This is a genomic window from Sideroxyarcus sp. TK5, assembly GCF_054601595.1.
This window is the reverse complement of record NZ_BAAHSJ010000001.1, coordinates 339944-353995: the sequence shown is the minus strand read 5'-3', so window position 1 is coordinate 353995 and position 14052 is coordinate 339944. Positions and strand designations below refer to the sequence as shown.

The following is a 14052-nucleotide window of genomic DNA, read 5'->3' as shown; positions in this document are numbered from 1 at the left end:
GCGTGAACTGGCATTCAAATCCATCACTTCATTCAAGGAGATTCGACAATGAAAAGAAGCATCGGCGTACTGTTACTGGGCGCATGGCTCATCCTCACCGGACTGGCACATCTGCTCCATTTCAGTTTCTCCGGCATGGGCACGATCATGGCCATTCTTGCCACCGCCTCCGGGGTGATGATCATTCTGGGGCTGTAAGGAAAGCGAAGCCGTCTTGCCGATGAAGCGACCTTTCCTCATCCTTGTTCTGCTGCTGCTCGGCTGCAGCAAGACCACCACCACCGGCGACTGGAAGAATGCGCCGGTGGCACCCGTCAAGCCGGGTACCAATGTCGTGATCCGTGTCGCCTATGCGAACAATCCGCGTCTGGCGCGTTTCTCGCCGGACCATCTGCGCATCGTGTTGGCTTCCGCCCAACTGACCATGTGGAAGAACTTCGGCACCTTCGTCGAGTTCACCGACATCACGGAGACCGGAGTCGAGCAGATGTTCGCGCTCATCCCTCCGCCGATACGGGCGGCGCGCGTCGAATCGATCTACGACTTCAAGTCCGGTACCGGTGACAAGCGCAGGCTGGCCGAGGGGATCAACAACACGCTGACGGAACGCAAGACGAAACTGGAAGACGCGCTGACCTTTGCGGCCCCCTATCTGCCGGGTTCGCCGCCAAAGGATCTGATGGCGCTCTCCGAGTCGCTGACGAAAGTGATGCTGGAAAGGCTGGAACAGTGGCGCCATGTCATGGCGGCCGATGGTGCCCCGGTGATCGATGCCTCACCATACAACGAATGGGTCTACTGGGACACGCTGGGTTACGGCAACCTGCAATACGATCTGGTGCTGACCAACCAGTTCATCGCCAGCGCCGAGTACTACGGCGTCGATATCCATTCCGCGATCCGCGGCGGAGTGACGGTAGGCACGACTTCCTACAGCCGCAACAGCCGGTATGGTTCGTTCGTATTCATGAGTACGTTCCCGTTCACGGATGATTCCGAGATCACCCGGCAGTTGCGCGGCGGCGAGCAGTATTCCGAAGAGATCGCCGCAGAGCTGGCGGGAGCCTATCTGGCGCATGAGATCGGTCACCTGCTCTACCAGCTCGGCCACCCTTTCGGCCAGAAGGCGTGCGTGATGAATCCGGCCAGCATGCTGCGCTTCCGCGAATGGTTCCACCAGATCAACGGCAAGGAGTGTCGGTTCGACAGCCGGCCGGAAATGACTGCGGGAGCCATCCCGCCTTCTTTCAATCAGGACTGGGTGAAGTTGACGCCGGCACCATAAGCAGGAGCTGACCCATCGCTCCCTTCATACGGATGCAGCTGCGGTTTCGGCCTCCGCCACCCCGGCCTTCTCCACACCTGCATCAAGCTTGATTAATCCGCGCCACAGGACGAGAATTCACCCATCATCCCGATTTTATTTCAGCCATGGAACCGAACGATCCAGCATTGAAGGTGCTGTACGGGTACACCAAGGCGTTGTCAGTCGCATTGGGTTACCGCGATCAGTTGACTCGCCTGCACTCCGAGCGGGTGCGCGACCTTTCTGCCGCGATCGGCGTCTGCCGCGGTTTGACCGAAAGCCAGCTGGAAGCCCTGAAGATCGCGGCATCGTTCCACGATATCGGCAAGATCGGCATCCCCGACCACATCCTGCTGAAACCTTCAGCTTTCACCGCGGAAGAGTGGGAGCAGATGAAGAAGCATTCCGAGATCGGCGCAGAGATCATCGCGGCGACCGAGATCGATGGCGCGCACCAGGCCTCGGCGGTGATCCGCCACCATCATGAGCACTTCGACGGCTCCGGCTATCCGGACGGTCTCGAGCGCGAGAACATCCCGATCTGCGCCCGCATCATCTCCATCGCCGACAGCTACGATGCCATGGCCGTCACCAGGACATACCACAGCGCCAAATCCCACCCGGAGGTGCTGGCGATCATGCGCCAGGAGACCGGGATCAAACACGACCCCGAGCTGATGGAGATCTTTTACGAAGTCATCGAATCCGGCGAATTCAGCCTGGCCAAAGGCTGATCAGCGCAACGCGCCGATGTACCGGTCGCTGTCTTTTTTCTCTTCGCTCTTGGTGGTTGCGGCAGGTGTGTCGATCATGCCGAACTGGTTCATCAGCTGGATGACGACGAGCACCAGTTCCGGATCGTCGGCATTGCTGAGTTCTTTGAGGGTGAGTTCGGCGTAGCCCAAGTCGCCGCTCATTTTGACCAGGTCCAGATTGGTCCCCGTTTTTTTTGCCAATACCTTTAACTTGGCCAGTAAAGCCAAGGTTGCTGGATCAAGCATGTTTAAGCTCCCGTTTTTTTGCTTTTATTATTTTCGTTATGCAAGCGTTTTAGTTATAAACGATTCCCCCAAAACTATTCTTGTTCATTCTTCATCCACCTGCGCCAGAACGACGCCGATGGCATGTTCCATATCCTGAGTCAGGCTCAGGCAGTGTTCGCCGCCGCCCACCAGATAGACGTTGAACTTCCCGCCCTGCAACGCAGGCGGCAGGCGCGCGGGCATGTCATCGTCGTTGCAGAAGGTGAAACGCAGATCCGGCCAGCTCTTCTTCAACGAGTCCAGCGTGGCATCGTTCAGCGTGCCGATGGAAGTGGCCGCGTCGGCGATCTGCTGCAATGTGGCGATGGAAAGCATGGTCAGTCGTCTTCCACACCGGCGAAACGGCTCAGCGATTTGGCTTCCACGCCGAGTATCTTGGCCAGCCAGGGCGGCGGCGCGTCGAGCACGGCTTGCAGGCGTTGCAGCGCGATGCTGGCCTTGCCGCCTTCCGGTGCTTTCACCGGATGGATGTTGGCGCGCACGGCCTTGGCCGCTGCCGGGCCGCCGATGGATTGCACGTAGACGATCTGGCAATCCTTGATGAGGTTGGCGCGCGCGACGTTCTTGTCTTCGGCCTCGTCGGTGAGGCTGGTGGAGCGGATCTCGACAAGACGGATCTCGTCGCGACCGACTTGATAGACGAGGAAGCGCGGGCAGGAGCCAAAGTGGCCATCCAGGTTCTCTTCGGTATTCGACGCCACTGCCACGCGCAGACTCCCGGGTATGTCGCCATCTTTATAGGCGGCCACCGGCGGCAGGTCCTCGGCATCGGCGGCCTGGCCCCACAGATGGCGCACGGCCAGCTTGATCGAGGCGCTATCCATGTCCGGATCGACCGTCTCTTCGCCGGAGAGGATGAGCTTGATGTCGGCCACGGTCACCTTGGCGAGTTTCTCTTCGGTGATCGGCAGACCGAGGTTATCCCCCAGCTTGGCCGCAAACGCACCCGCATTCACATCGGCGAGGACGCGCGCGGCTTGCGCGATGCGCAGTGCGGCGGCTTTGGTGATGACGGTGGTGGTAGTCATATCGGTACCTCTTGTTTGCTGCTTTGTATCCCGGATTTCACCAAGCCTGTCCTGAGCTTGTCGAAGGACTCCTTCCGGGCTACTGAATGGGTCCGTTCACAGCCGGATTGGCCAACCATGAACGGAGATTTGTTACGCTGCGATCTGCGTGATGCAACCCTTGATCGGGCAAACCTTCACGCACTGCGGCTTGTCGAAATCGCCTTCGCACTCGGTGCATTCGTTGGCGTTGATGACGTACACGCCCTTCTTCACGCTGATGGAAGCCGTGGGGCAATCCGCCACGCAGTCGTCGCAACCAGTGCACAGGTCAGCATTGATCTTATATGCCATGATAATTCTCCTAGTCGTTTATTCCGCCGCATCCAGACGCTTGGCACGCAACGAGATCGGCAACCGTGCCGGTGCAGGCTGCGGCTCGATGTAATACGTGCCGCCATTGTTGAGCTTGATCTCGCCGCCCCACTTCTCCGGGGTGTCGAACTCCATCGAAACGATGGCGTCCTCGAGGTCGCGCTTGGGCAGGTAGAACACGTACGCACCTTTGCTGCCTTGGATCATGATGTTTGCCATGACTACTTCCTTTCCTTCACCCTCTCCCCAGCCCTCTCCCGCAAGCGGAAGAGGGGGTGAAAGGCTGTGCTTTAGCGCACCAAGTCGTGGTTGTAGTCGGTGGTTCCCATACCGCGGGTCTCTTCGTCCAGACGCTCCAGCACTGCATTGGTCAGTGTGGTGAGCATCTGCATGGCACCTTCATAGCCCAGTGTGGTGGCGCGATGCAGGTGGTGACGATCGAAGATCGGGAAACCGATACGGATCAGCGGAACCTCGAACTCCTTGCCCTTGGCCAGCGTGTCGCGCTGGATGAACTTGCCGTAGGAGTTACCGATCATGAAGTCCGGCTTCTCGGTCAGCACCAGCGAACGGAAGTGCCACAGGTCGGCACCCGCGAACAGCTGGGTGTTCTTGCCGTAGGGAGTCTCGTCCAGCATCTTCTGCATGGCTTTCGTCCACTTCTTGCTGCCGTTGTTGCACAGCACGTGCAGCGGCTCGATGCCCAGTTCGGTCAGGAACTTGGTCATGCCCAGCGTGAAGTCTGGATCCCCGTACAGGCTGATCTTCTTGCCGTGCAGCCAGGTGTGGCTGTCGGTCATCATGTCGACGAAGCGGCCGCGCTCTTTCAGCAACGAGGGCGGGATCGCCTTGCCGGTGACTTCGGAGACCTTCATCAGCCACTCGTCGGTCCACTCCAGACCCATCGGGATGTTCAGCTTCGGCACTTCATGCTTCCATGTCGTGTCGAGGAACTTCTTGGTCTTTTCCAGTTGCATCGGCTGCATCAGGAAAGTGGTGGTCGCGTTCGGTGCATCCTTGATCTCGTCCTGGGTCGTGCCGCCGGCGTACATGCGGAACTGGCCGTCAGCCGGTGTATCCAGCACTTCGGTCGGATCGCTCAGCATGGTGTGTGCAACGCCCATCTCGTCCAGCATGCGATGGATGACGCGGTAGTTGCCGAGGTAGGTCTCGAAGCCGGGAACGATGTTGATCTTGCCGTTCTTGCCCGGAACCTTGTCGTCCATGCTGTTGCGGGTGAAGTAGCCGATGATGCCTTCGAACATATTGTCCCAACCGGTGACGTGCGAACCCACGAAAGACGGGGTGTGCGCGAACGGAACAGGATAGTCCTCGGGGATGTTGCCGGCCTTCTTGGTGTTGCGGATGAAGGCGTTCAGGTCGTCACCGATAACTTCGGCCATGCAGGTCGTGGATACGGCGATCACGTCCGGCTTGTAGATGGCGCGGCAGTTTTCCAGACCGTCGATCATGTTCTTCTGACCGCCGAAAACGGCTGCGTCTTCAGTCATGGAGTCGGAAACGCAGGAGACCGGCTCGCGGAAGTGACGGTTGAAGTAGGTGCGGAAGTAAGCCACGCAGCCTTGCGAACCGTGCACGTACGGCATGGTCTTCTCGAAGCCCAGTGCGCAGAGCACCGCGCCCAGGGGTTGGCAGGCCTTGGCCGGGTTAACGGTCAACGCTTCGCGCTTGAAGTTGAGTTCGCGGTACTCCATCGTGGTGGTCCACTTGAAGGTCTCGGCGATCTTGTCGGCTTCATGGCGCTCTTCGAAAGCGTTCTGTTTGTTGGTCAGCGATTCCTTGTACTCGTCCTGACGGAACAATGGATAACAGGGTTTGATGTCATCAGCTTGTTGCATTTTTATCTCCTTAGCCGCACTGCCAATTTGCAGATGCCGGCACAGATTGATAGATGGGCGGCGTCGCCACCGCCCGCTTGTTTCTTACGCTGCCTTCTTTTCCGCTTCGGAATCAGCTTTCTTCAGCCACGGTGCCTGCATCTTGCCCCAGCACGGGTTGTTCAAAGTCATGTCCATGTCGCGGGCGAAGATGGCGAAGCCGTCGTAGCCGTGGTACGGGCCGGAGTAGTCCCAGCTGTGCATCTGGCGGAAGGGAACACCCATCTTCTGGAAGATGAACTTTTCCTTGATGCCGGAGCCGACCAGGTCGGGCTTGACGCGTTTGACGAATTCCTCGAACTCGAAGCCGGTGACGTCGTCGTACAGCAGTGTGGCGTTGCCCATATCCTTGATGGTGCGATCGTAGTCGTCGCCGTGCGCGAACTCGTAACCGGTACCGACCACTTCCATGCCCAGGTCTTCATAGGCACCGATCACGTGACGCGGACGCAGACCGCCCACGTACAGCATGACGCGCTTGCCTTGCAGACGCGGCTTGTACTTGTCGATGACGGCTTGCATCAGCGGCTGGTACTTGGCGATGACGCGCTCGGCACCTTCCTTGATCTTGTCGTCGAACTTGGCGGCGATGGCACGCAGCGACTCGGCAACCTTGGTCGGGCCGAAGAAGTTGTATTCCATCCAGGGGATGTTGTACTTCTCTTCCATGTGGCGCGCGATGTAGTTCATCGAACGGTAGCAGTGGATCAGGTTGACCTTGACGTAGGGTGTCTTCTCCATCTCGGCGATGGTGCCGTCACCGGACCATTGTGCAACAACGCGCAGACCCATCTCTTCCAGCAGGATGCGGGAAGACCAGGCGTCGCCGCCGATGTTGTAGTCGCCGATCACGGCCACGTCGTAAGGCGTGCTCTCAAATGCCTTGCCATCACGGCGCGGCAGGACCCAGTCACGGATCGCGTCGTTGGCGATGTGGTGACCCAGCGATTGCGACACGCCGCGGAAACCCTCGCAGCGCACCGGCACGACCGGCTTGTCGATCTCTTTGGCGGCCTTCTTGGAAACAGCCTCGATGTCGTCACCGATCAGACCGATCGGGCACTCGGATTGCACGGAGATACCCTTGTTCAGCGGGAACAGCTGCTCGATCTCGCCGATCAGTTTGGCGAGCTTCTTGTCGCCGCCGAACACGATGTCCTTTTCCTGGAAATCGGAAGTGAAGTTCATCGTGCCGAAGGTGTTCACGCCGGTGGTACCGACGTAGTAGTTACGGCGACCGGCGCGGGAATACTGACCGCAGCCGACCGGGCCGTGGGAAATGTGGATCATGTCCTTGATCGGGCCCCACACCACGCCTTTGGAACCGGCGTATGCGCAACCGCGAATGGTCATCACGCCCGGCAACGATTTGCGGTTCGAGGTGATGCACTTCTTGGACTGCTCGATAGAGTGATCATTGACGGCGAGGTGTTTCTCGCGGTCTTTCTTTGCTTTCTCCGGATAGACCTCAAGCACCTCTTGAATCAGGGCCTGGGTTTCTTCGCGTGTTAATGCTGTCATTTCATTCTCCTTAATTGACCCACTAATCTGTGGCGTCCGTCAGAGTTTCATTTCGGTGAGGCTGGCGGACCGGACGCTGCCGACCCGCCACTCTCAAGCCCTTTTATCAGGCAGCCAGTTCGGCAGCCGTCTTGCCGATGATGGAGGTATCTTCGACTTCCATGATGCCGAATTCCATCAACAGTTCTTCCAGCTCGTCCATGGTGATCGGGGTGGGGATAACGAACTTCTTGTTGTCCACAACCTTCTTCGCCAGAGCGCGGTACTCGTCAGCCTGTTTTGCCTTGGCGTCGTACTCGATCACGGTCATACGACGGATCTCGGCGTGCTGCACAGCGTTGTCGCGCGGCACGAAGTGGATCATCTGTGTGCCCAGCTTGGCAGCCAGGGCGATGATGAGTTCATCTTCGCGGTCGGTGTTACGGCTGTTGCAGATCAGACCTGCCAGACGCACGCTGCCGGAGTTCGCATACTTCACGATGCCCTTGGCAATGTTGTTGGCGGCATACATCGCCATCATTTCGCCGGAGCAAACGATGTAGATCTCCTGCGCCTTGTTCTCGCGGATCGGCATCGCGAAACCGCCGCAAACCACGTCACCCAACACGTCGTAAAACACGAAGTCGAGTTCGTCGTCGTAAGCGCCTTCTTCTTCCAGGAAGTTGATGGCAGTGATAACACCGCGGCCGGCACAGCCGACGCCGGGCTCAGGACCACCGGACTCAACGCACTTCACGCCGCCGTAACCAACCGACAACACGTCTTCGAGTTCCAGATCCTCGACGCTACCGGCTTCAGCAGCCAGTTCCATCACGGAGTTCTGAGCCTTCGAGTGCAGAATCAAGCGGGTGGAGTCGGCCTTGGGGTCGCAACCGACGATCATTACTTTCTTGCCCATTTCAGCAAGAGCCGCTACCAGGTTCTGGGTCGTAGTGGACTTACCGATACCACCCTTCCCGTAAATTGCGCATTGACGCAGTGCCATGTTAGTCTCCTTGAGAGTTGCAAAATTTAAGTCGCGATTGAAGTTCTCTCGCTCGCACCCTTTACATCGCAAGCTCTGTGCCACCCCACCGACAAATCCCCAAGCGACTGAAATGAAACGCAATTCCACTCAAGCGCAAACCCATGGAGGGGATGGGGAACACAACAAGGACGAGCGCTTTGTAGGAGTAGCGACAAGCCTGCCGCGCCACGCGCGCCTGCCCATCAACCGCTGCAACCTGCCCGCCGACATCCTCGGCGGCCTCACCTTCCAGCGCGCGCCCGTGCCGCTCGAACTCGACGGCGTCGCACAGTTCCACCACGGCCTGTTCCAGTTGCTCGACACGCTGGACGACGCGCACGAACGCGCCCGCGCTTTCAGCATCCACATGAATGCCTGCTTCTATCTGGACCAGCCGGAACAAGCGGGCTACACCGACAGCACCCTGCATAAAAGATTGAAAGCCGACTACCTGCGCATGATGCGCGGCTGGAGTTTCGATTCGGACGGCGCGGAAGGCGCGGCATTGAAAGGCTGGGTGGAATCAAGATTCGGATTGCTGCCCAGACACCATGGCGGACAGATCAGGGATTTTTCCGGCGAGGCATACAGAAGATATCTTGAGATGCGCGCCACCGCCCTGTACGGCACCAACGCACTCGAAGCACAGTTCGACCTGCTCTACACCTACTGCCAATACGAACTCACCAGACAACATCCCGGCGAAACGCACCTCACGCTCTATCGCGGCGTGAACCGCATGGACGAACACGAGACCCTCTCAACGCTGGAGAACAAGAACCGCATCGTCCTTCTCAACAACCTCAACTCTTTCACATCCAACCGCGAACGCGCCGACGAATTCGGCGACTACCTGCTCACCGCGCAAGTGCCACTGGCCAAAGTGTTCTGCTATTCGAGATTGCTACCGGGGATGTTGCAGGGGGAGGATGAGTACACGGTGATCGGTGGTTTGTATGAGGTGGGGATGGCGGCGTATTAAAATCCCGGCGACTATGGTCTACTATCGGCCAGAAGCGGCCACTTGGATATATAGGCCAAGCATAGATACTTTGGCATATTGACCCCGCTGCAATGGCGGGATAGCTTTCGGGCATGAATCCTGTTCAAGATAAATTCGATGCTGCCCCCTTTAGCACAGTGGAAGGAATCGGCATGAGCAAGCAAAACGGAATGATCAAACAAATCGCAACACTGGGATTGGTCTTGCTGCTGGGTTCAACCATCAGCGCATGCTCGTCCTCGATGCAGTGGAAGGAAGAGGTGAAACTGCACGACGGGCAGGTCATCGTCGCGGAACGCTACTACACCCTGGGCGGCTTTGCCTATCTGGACAGTCGCGAACGCACACCGCTGGAAGAGACCGTCACCTTCAACCTGCCGGACAACAAAAGCATCGTCTGGAAAAACGACTTCCGCGATTCCGTGCCCGAGCCGAACAGCCTCAACCACTTCCGTTTCGATGTCGTCAGCGGCGTGCCCTATCTCGCCACCTACCCGGCAGGCTGCATCGCCTACAACAAATGGGGCAGACCCAATCCGCCGCAGGTCTTGTTCAAGTACGAGGGCAAGCAGTGGAAGCGCATCACACTGGACGAGCTGCCGCAGGGGCTCATCGGTGCAACGGCCAATGTCATCGTTGGCAGACCAGCCTCCAGCCTGCTGAAGTCCTTTTATACGGCCGCAGGTGTGAATGACAAGAACCGTCCCATCAGCACGCCGGAGTACAAAACCATTCTGAGGGAGGCATCTGGAATTGCCGGAGGGCTTGGTAGTAATTGTCCTGAGATGATTCGTACAGGTGATGGGGGCTGGTCTGGAATCGGTTGGTTTAGAAGGCAGCCAACTTATGAGGCTTGTTTGAAATACTGTGAGCGGGAAGAAGTGACCACCCAAAATTGTCCATGCAACAGATTATTTAAGGGGAAATAATCATGACGACAGCACTTGTGAGAGCTGACGGGGTCAGCATCACAATTGTTTCCAGCAACGACTGCTATGGGTTATTAACAGTCAGTCACAATCCCTCCCGCGCCTACTCCTTGGCCGGCTTCTTGCTCATCATCTCCCAGTAGCACTCTGCAACATCGACTGACCACAGTCTGACCCCTGCAACCCCAACATCTGCCGCCTTCTCAGGTAGCGCATCACGGTTGTAGGCAATCCGACATCGCCAGCGTTCGTTGTGGCGTCGCGTTCGTTATTTACGCTGGGAATAGAAAATGAAGTTCTACATGACACCCGGCTCGTGCTCGACCGGTATCCACATCCTGCTCGAAGAGCTGGAGCTGGTGTTCGAGGTGTATCTGGTAAACCTGCTGGCGGGCGACCATCTCATGCCGGAGAACCTGGCGGTGAATCCCAAGGGCACGATCCCGACGCTGGTGCGCGATGATGGTTCGTCCATCACCGAGTTTCAGGCCATCGCGTGGTGGCTGGCGCGCAAATATCCAAAATCCAAGTTGTTGCCGGACGATGTGGAGGGCGAGGTGCGCGTGATCGAGACGCTGGATTACGTGGTGGGCACGATCCACGGTTCGGGTTACACGCGCATCTTTACTACTGAGAACTATTCTTCCAACACAACCGAGCATGCAGCGATCCAGGCGCGTGGTCGCGAGATCGTGAGCAAGGGTTTTGCGGTGATGAACGAAGTGTTGGCGGGCAAGGAATATGTGGTCGGCAGTTTCAGCATCGCGGATGCGGCGCTGTTCTATGTGGAATTCTGGGCGGACAAGATCAAGCTGGAACTGCCGACTAACTGTCTGGCGCATTACCAGCGCATGCTGCAACGCCCTGCGGTGCGTCGTGTGCTGATGGAAGAAGGTTACCGGGTATGAGCGAGAAGCCTGCACAGATACAGACCCAACTCGATTGGTCGGCTTACGAGAGCTACTGCAGTTTTGATTTCGGCGGTTTCGGAGAGAGCGCAGCAGCGCCCGCAACTGGTGGAGGTTATGCCAAGGCGGCGGCAGTGTGCATGGGCAAGCGCCATTGTCAGAAGAAAGACAAGGGCGTGATGTGTCCCAGCTTCCGCGCCACTGATGACGAGAAGCATTCCACGCATCATCGCGCGGTCATGCTCAAGGCCGCGCTCGACGGCGAACTGGGCGCTCATCCATTCCTGAGCAAAGAGCTGACCGAGGCGATGGAGTATTGCGTCAGTTGCAAAGGCTGCAAGAGCGAGTGTCCGCACGGTGTGGATATGGCCTTGCTGCGCGTGGAAGCACTGGCGCAGCGCTGGCAGCGACTCGGCCACGTGCCATTGCGCGAGCGCTTGTTCGCATTCACACCGCGCTACGCGAAGCATCTGAAGCATCTCAATTTGATTGGTGCGTTGCGCCTTCGCGTACCGCTGGTCGCGAAAGCGATGCAACGCTGGCTGGGCATCGCCGCACAACGTTCTCTGCCCAAGGCGGCGGCGCAGGATTTTCTTTCCAGTGTGCCGCGAACACTATTCGGGAACGTGGCGGCGCGCGAAGTCGTGTTGCTGGTGGACACCTTCTCCAACCACCTTGATCCGCAGATCGCACAGGCGGCGCTGGATGTGTTGCAAGCTGCGGGCTACACAGTGCACATCGCACAACCAGAAGCAGGTGAACGCGCACTGTGCTGCGGCCGCACTTTCCATTCCAACGGATTGATAGACGAGGCGCGCGCAGAAGCGACGCGCATGCTGGAGGTGCTATCACCGTTCGCTGAACGTGGTCTGCCCATCATCGGGTTGGAGCCTTCCTGCCTGCTGATGTTGCGCGACGAATATCACTCGCTAGGACTGGGTGAACGTGTTGGCAAGGTCGCCAACGCAGCCGTGCTGCTGGAAGAGTTCCTCGCACGCGAACATGATGCGAAACGTTTGAACCTGCCCTTGATATCCATTCCGGAAAAAGTGCTGGTGCACGGTCACTGTCACCAGAAGGCATTCGGAGTGATGCCCGCGATGCAAAAGGTATTGAAGCTGGTGCCGGACTTGCAGGTGGAATTGATCGAGTCGAGTTGCTGCGGCATGGCAGGGTCGTTCGGCATGGAGGCGGAGCATTACGATGTGTCGATGCAGATGGGCGAATTGTCTTTGTTGCCCACGGTACGTGCCGCTGAAACGGACACCTTGGTGATCGCCAACGGCACCAGTTGCCGCCAACAGATCCGCGACGGCGCTGCACGCGAATCTCACCATCTGGCGCAGGTGCTGCAACGCGCGATCCAGTAATCGATCCGCTCTACCCCCGCACCCATTCCCGACAACGGTTTAGCCTTTGTCGGGTTTGCTACCAAGCTCCCTGCCCCACAAACCCCACTGTTACAGGCTTCGCATGGCTGGCGTGATTATTGCGAATGGAATGGCATCCCTACTGACAGGAGTCATGACCCATGAGCAAAGCATTCGACGACATCTTATCCGGCCTGCGCGATGGCAGCGTCGTGCCCTACCTCGGCCCCGGCGCCCTGAACGGCGTGACCGATGCCAATGGCAAGGCGATCCCCGCCGACAGCGATAGCCTGATCCTGGCGATGAACAACGGCCAGCCGATGGCGCCAAAGCTGATGTACGAATTCCCGCGCGCGGCGATGAACATCGAATTGAAGCGCGGCCGCAAGGCAGTGAACAACTTCCTCGATGCGACCTACAAGGACATGCAGTGGAGCACATCGCCCCTGCACGCCTGGCTGGGCGAGCAGAAGCTGCCCTACATGATCGACGCCAACCGCGACACGCAGATGCAACTGCAGTATGCGGGCACGCCGCACACGCTGGTGGTGGGCATCGCGCGCATGTCGGGCACGGCGTTCCGCTTCAAGCTCTACCACTACGACGGCACCAGCTACACCTCCGTCGAGCAGGAAGCCGTCGACAGCAGTCTGCCCATCCTGTTCAAACCGCTGGGCACGCCGACACCGGAATCGAACTACATCGCATCGGACGCCGACTTCGTCGACTACATCACCGAACTGATGGGCGGCTTCGCCATCCCGTCCTTCATCAAGCGTTCGCGCCAGAACAAGCGCTACGTGACGCTGGGCCTGCGCCTGAACCGCGACACCGACCGCATGGTGTTCTCCGACATCATCTTCGGCGCGGACAAGCCCGCAGGATGGGCGCTGATCCCGCATCCGACCGACAAGGAGAAGCGTTACCTCGACCGCCTCAACATCGAGATCGTCAACGCCGATGTGGCCGACCTGCTCGCCGCCGCGCAAGGGGTGAGTACCGCGCTGGAAGCTGCATGACGCATCCCTCCGCATGGGACGACGCACGCCATACGCTCGGGATGGCGGAATTCGACGACACGCACCGCGAATTCATCGCGCAGGTGGCCGCGCTCAGCGCCGCCGGCCCTGCCGAGTTCCCTGCGCTGTTCCAGACGCTGGTCGCACATACCCGTGAACATTTCATCGCAGAGGGTAAACTGATGCGCGAATCGAAATATCGCGGCCTGCCGGAACACGAAGGAGAGCATCACCGCGTGCTGGGCGAGATGCAGCAACTCAACCGCAGCCTCAAGCGCGGTCACCTGCCGCTGGTGCGCGCCTATGTGAAGGATGGCCTGATGGACTGGTTCGACACGCACGTCGCCATGATGGACGCGGCACTGGCGATGCACCTGAAGAAACAGAAGGAGACGGTATGAGCATGTATAACATGGGCGACATGGTGTTCGCCGTATACGACCTTTTCAACGAACCGGTGGAAGAGACCGGCGAGAGCGGCATCCCCGATGTGGCGGTGGGCGCACTGCTGGCCGCGGCCGGTACGCGCGGCGTGGTGGTCAATGTCGGCCATGCCAAGGAACTACCGGACGAGGCCATCTATCTGGTGCGTTTCGAGATCGACGCCGAAGGAACGCTGGGCGAACCCATCGGCTGTCTAACTGACGAATTGAGCGGGCTGAACTGA

18 protein-coding genes are annotated in these 14052 nt (G+C 58.6%); 10 read left to right on the top strand and 8 right to left on the bottom strand.

Going from position 1 to position 14052, the window contains the following annotated elements:
* The first annotated feature begins 48 nt into the window (after positions 1–48).
* The 3 genes from ACYPYQ_RS01785 (at position 49) to ACYPYQ_RS01775 (ending at position 2040) form a co-directional block, all read left to right on the top strand.
* Positions 49–198, top strand: coding sequence for a hypothetical protein (locus tag ACYPYQ_RS01785; RefSeq protein WP_459718567.1), 150 nt, complete (start codon positions 49–51; stop codon positions 196–198).
* Positions 199–220: 22 nt separating this feature from the next.
* Positions 221–1285 (top strand): hypothetical protein, encoded by a 1065-nt coding sequence (locus tag ACYPYQ_RS01780; protein WP_459718564.1) that lies wholly within the window; start codon positions 221–223, stop codon positions 1283–1285.
* 146 nt (positions 1286–1431) lie between these two features.
* Positions 1432–2040: an HD-GYP domain-containing protein gene (locus ACYPYQ_RS01775; protein WP_459718561.1), complete on the top strand. Its 609-nt coding sequence runs from the start codon at positions 1432–1434 to the stop codon at positions 2038–2040.
* Here ACYPYQ_RS01775 and ACYPYQ_RS01770 read toward each other — a convergent pair whose 3' ends face one another.
* The 8 genes from ACYPYQ_RS01770 to nifH form a co-directional block, all read right to left on the bottom strand.
* The gene (locus ACYPYQ_RS01770) at positions 2041–2307 is read right to left on the bottom strand and encodes a hypothetical protein (RefSeq protein ID WP_459718558.1); all 267 of its coding nucleotides are present in this window, start codon (positions 2305–2307) and stop codon (positions 2041–2043) included.
* Between the two features lie 84 nt (positions 2308–2391).
* Positions 2392–2664, bottom strand: coding sequence for a DUF6129 family protein (locus tag ACYPYQ_RS01765; RefSeq protein WP_459718554.1), 273 nt, complete (start codon positions 2662–2664; stop codon positions 2392–2394).
* 2 nt (positions 2665–2666) lie between these two features.
* Positions 2667–3377 carry a dinitrogenase iron-molybdenum cofactor biosynthesis protein gene (locus ACYPYQ_RS01760; protein WP_459718551.1) on the bottom strand — a complete coding sequence of 237 codons (711 nt, stop codon included), beginning with the start codon at positions 3375–3377 and terminating at the stop codon, positions 2667–2669.
* A 132-nt stretch (positions 3378–3509) separates the two neighbouring features.
* Entirely contained in the window at positions 3510–3710 is a 201-nt protein-coding gene (locus ACYPYQ_RS01755) for a 4Fe-4S dicluster domain-containing protein (protein ID WP_459718548.1), read from the bottom strand.
* 18 nt (positions 3711–3728) lie between these two features.
* A complete protein-coding gene (nifT, locus tag ACYPYQ_RS01750; RefSeq protein ID WP_459718546.1) occupies positions 3729–3950 on the bottom strand; it encodes a putative nitrogen fixation protein NifT in 222 nt (73 codons plus the stop codon).
* Between the two features lie 71 nt (positions 3951–4021).
* Positions 4022–5590 (bottom strand): nitrogenase molybdenum-iron protein subunit beta, encoded by a 1569-nt coding sequence (gene nifK / locus ACYPYQ_RS01745; protein WP_459718543.1) that lies wholly within the window; start codon positions 5588–5590, stop codon positions 4022–4024.
* A gap of 84 nt (positions 5591–5674) precedes the next feature.
* On the bottom strand, positions 5675–7150 hold the full coding sequence (gene nifD, locus ACYPYQ_RS01740; RefSeq protein ID WP_459718541.1) for a nitrogenase molybdenum-iron protein alpha chain: 1476 nt from the start codon (positions 7148–7150) through the stop codon (positions 5675–5677).
* 106 nt (positions 7151–7256) lie between these two features.
* A complete protein-coding gene (gene nifH, locus ACYPYQ_RS01735) occupies positions 7257–8135 on the bottom strand; it encodes a nitrogenase iron protein (protein ID WP_459718539.1) in 879 nt (292 codons plus the stop codon).
* Between the two features lie 112 nt (positions 8136–8247).
* On the opposite strand from nifH, the gene ACYPYQ_RS01730 reads away from it, so the two are divergent.
* The 7 genes from ACYPYQ_RS01730 to ACYPYQ_RS01700 all read left to right on the top strand — a co-directional run bounded on the left by ACYPYQ_RS01730 (position 8248) and on the right by ACYPYQ_RS01700 (position 14052).
* On the top strand, positions 8248–9138 hold the full coding sequence (locus tag ACYPYQ_RS01730) for an NAD(+)--dinitrogen-reductase ADP-D-ribosyltransferase (protein WP_459718537.1): 891 nt from the start codon (positions 8248–8250) through the stop codon (positions 9136–9138).
* Between the two features lie 173 nt (positions 9139–9311).
* Entirely contained in the window at positions 9312–10088 is a 777-nt protein-coding gene (locus ACYPYQ_RS01725; protein WP_459718534.1) for a hypothetical protein, read from the top strand.
* Positions 10089–10378: 290 nt separating this feature from the next.
* Positions 10379–10996, top strand: coding sequence for a glutathione S-transferase family protein (locus ACYPYQ_RS01720; protein WP_459718530.1), 618 nt, complete (start codon positions 10379–10381; stop codon positions 10994–10996).
* A complete protein-coding gene (locus ACYPYQ_RS01715) occupies positions 10993–12366 on the top strand; it encodes a (Fe-S)-binding protein (protein WP_459718527.1) in 1374 nt (457 codons plus the stop codon). Before ACYPYQ_RS01720 ends, ACYPYQ_RS01715 begins: the two co-directional genes overlap by 4 nt.
* A 161-nt stretch (positions 12367–12527) precedes the next feature.
* Positions 12528–13385 (top strand): SIR2 family protein, encoded by an 858-nt coding sequence (locus ACYPYQ_RS01710; protein ID WP_459718524.1) that lies wholly within the window; start codon positions 12528–12530, stop codon positions 13383–13385.
* The gene (locus ACYPYQ_RS01705; RefSeq protein ID WP_459718520.1) at positions 13382–13786 is read left to right on the top strand and encodes a bacteriohemerythrin; all 405 of its coding nucleotides are present in this window, start codon (positions 13382–13384) and stop codon (positions 13784–13786) included. The genes ACYPYQ_RS01710 and ACYPYQ_RS01705 overlap by 4 nt, the downstream gene beginning before the upstream one ends.
* Positions 13783–14052 (top strand): nitrogen fixation protein NifZ, encoded by a 270-nt coding sequence (locus ACYPYQ_RS01700; protein ID WP_459718517.1) that lies wholly within the window; start codon positions 13783–13785, stop codon positions 14050–14052. The genes ACYPYQ_RS01705 and ACYPYQ_RS01700 overlap by 4 nt, the downstream gene beginning before the upstream one ends.

Coding starts and splice junctions, on each gene's coding strand:
- ACYPYQ_RS01760 (WP_459718551.1), bottom strand. CDS start 3,377: ATGACTACCACCACCGTCATCACCAAAGCCGCCGCACTGCGCATCGCG.
- nifD (WP_459718541.1), bottom strand. CDS start 7,150: ATGACAGCATTAACACGCGAAGAAACCCAGGCCCTGATTCAAGAGGTG.
- ACYPYQ_RS01765 (WP_459718554.1), bottom strand. CDS start 2,664: ATGCTTTCCATCGCCACATTGCAGCAGATCGCCGACGCGGCCACTTCC.
- ACYPYQ_RS01705 (WP_459718520.1), top strand. CDS start 13,382: ATGACGCATCCCTCCGCATGGGACGACGCACGCCATACGCTCGGGATG.
- ACYPYQ_RS01715 (WP_459718527.1), top strand. CDS start 10,993: ATGAGCGAGAAGCCTGCACAGATACAGACCCAACTCGATTGGTCGGCT.
- ACYPYQ_RS01785 (WP_459718567.1), top strand. CDS start 49: ATGAAAAGAAGCATCGGCGTACTGTTACTGGGCGCATGGCTCATCCTC.
- nifK (WP_459718543.1), bottom strand. CDS start 5,590: ATGCAACAAGCTGATGACATCAAACCCTGTTATCCATTGTTCCGTCAG.
- nifH (WP_459718539.1), bottom strand. CDS start 8,135: ATGGCACTGCGTCAATGCGCAATTTACGGGAAGGGTGGTATCGGTAAG.
- ACYPYQ_RS01775 (WP_459718561.1), top strand. CDS start 1,432: ATGGAACCGAACGATCCAGCATTGAAGGTGCTGTACGGGTACACCAAG.
- ACYPYQ_RS01780 (WP_459718564.1), top strand. CDS start 221: ATGAAGCGACCTTTCCTCATCCTTGTTCTGCTGCTGCTCGGCTGCAGC.
- ACYPYQ_RS01710 (WP_459718524.1), top strand. CDS start 12,528: ATGAGCAAAGCATTCGACGACATCTTATCCGGCCTGCGCGATGGCAGC.
- ACYPYQ_RS01720 (WP_459718530.1), top strand. CDS start 10,379: ATGAAGTTCTACATGACACCCGGCTCGTGCTCGACCGGTATCCACATC.
- ACYPYQ_RS01725 (WP_459718534.1), top strand. CDS start 9,312: ATGAGCAAGCAAAACGGAATGATCAAACAAATCGCAACACTGGGATTG.
- nifT (WP_459718546.1), bottom strand. CDS start 3,950: ATGGCAAACATCATGATCCAAGGCAGCAAAGGTGCGTACGTGTTCTAC.
- ACYPYQ_RS01730 (WP_459718537.1), top strand. CDS start 8,248: ATGAAACGCAATTCCACTCAAGCGCAAACCCATGGAGGGGATGGGGAA.
- ACYPYQ_RS01770 (WP_459718558.1), bottom strand. CDS start 2,307: ATGCTTGATCCAGCAACCTTGGCTTTACTGGCCAAGTTAAAGGTATTG.
- ACYPYQ_RS01700 (WP_459718517.1), top strand. CDS start 13,783: ATGAGCATGTATAACATGGGCGACATGGTGTTCGCCGTATACGACCTT.
- ACYPYQ_RS01755 (WP_459718548.1), bottom strand. CDS start 3,710: ATGGCATATAAGATCAATGCTGACCTGTGCACTGGTTGCGACGACTGC.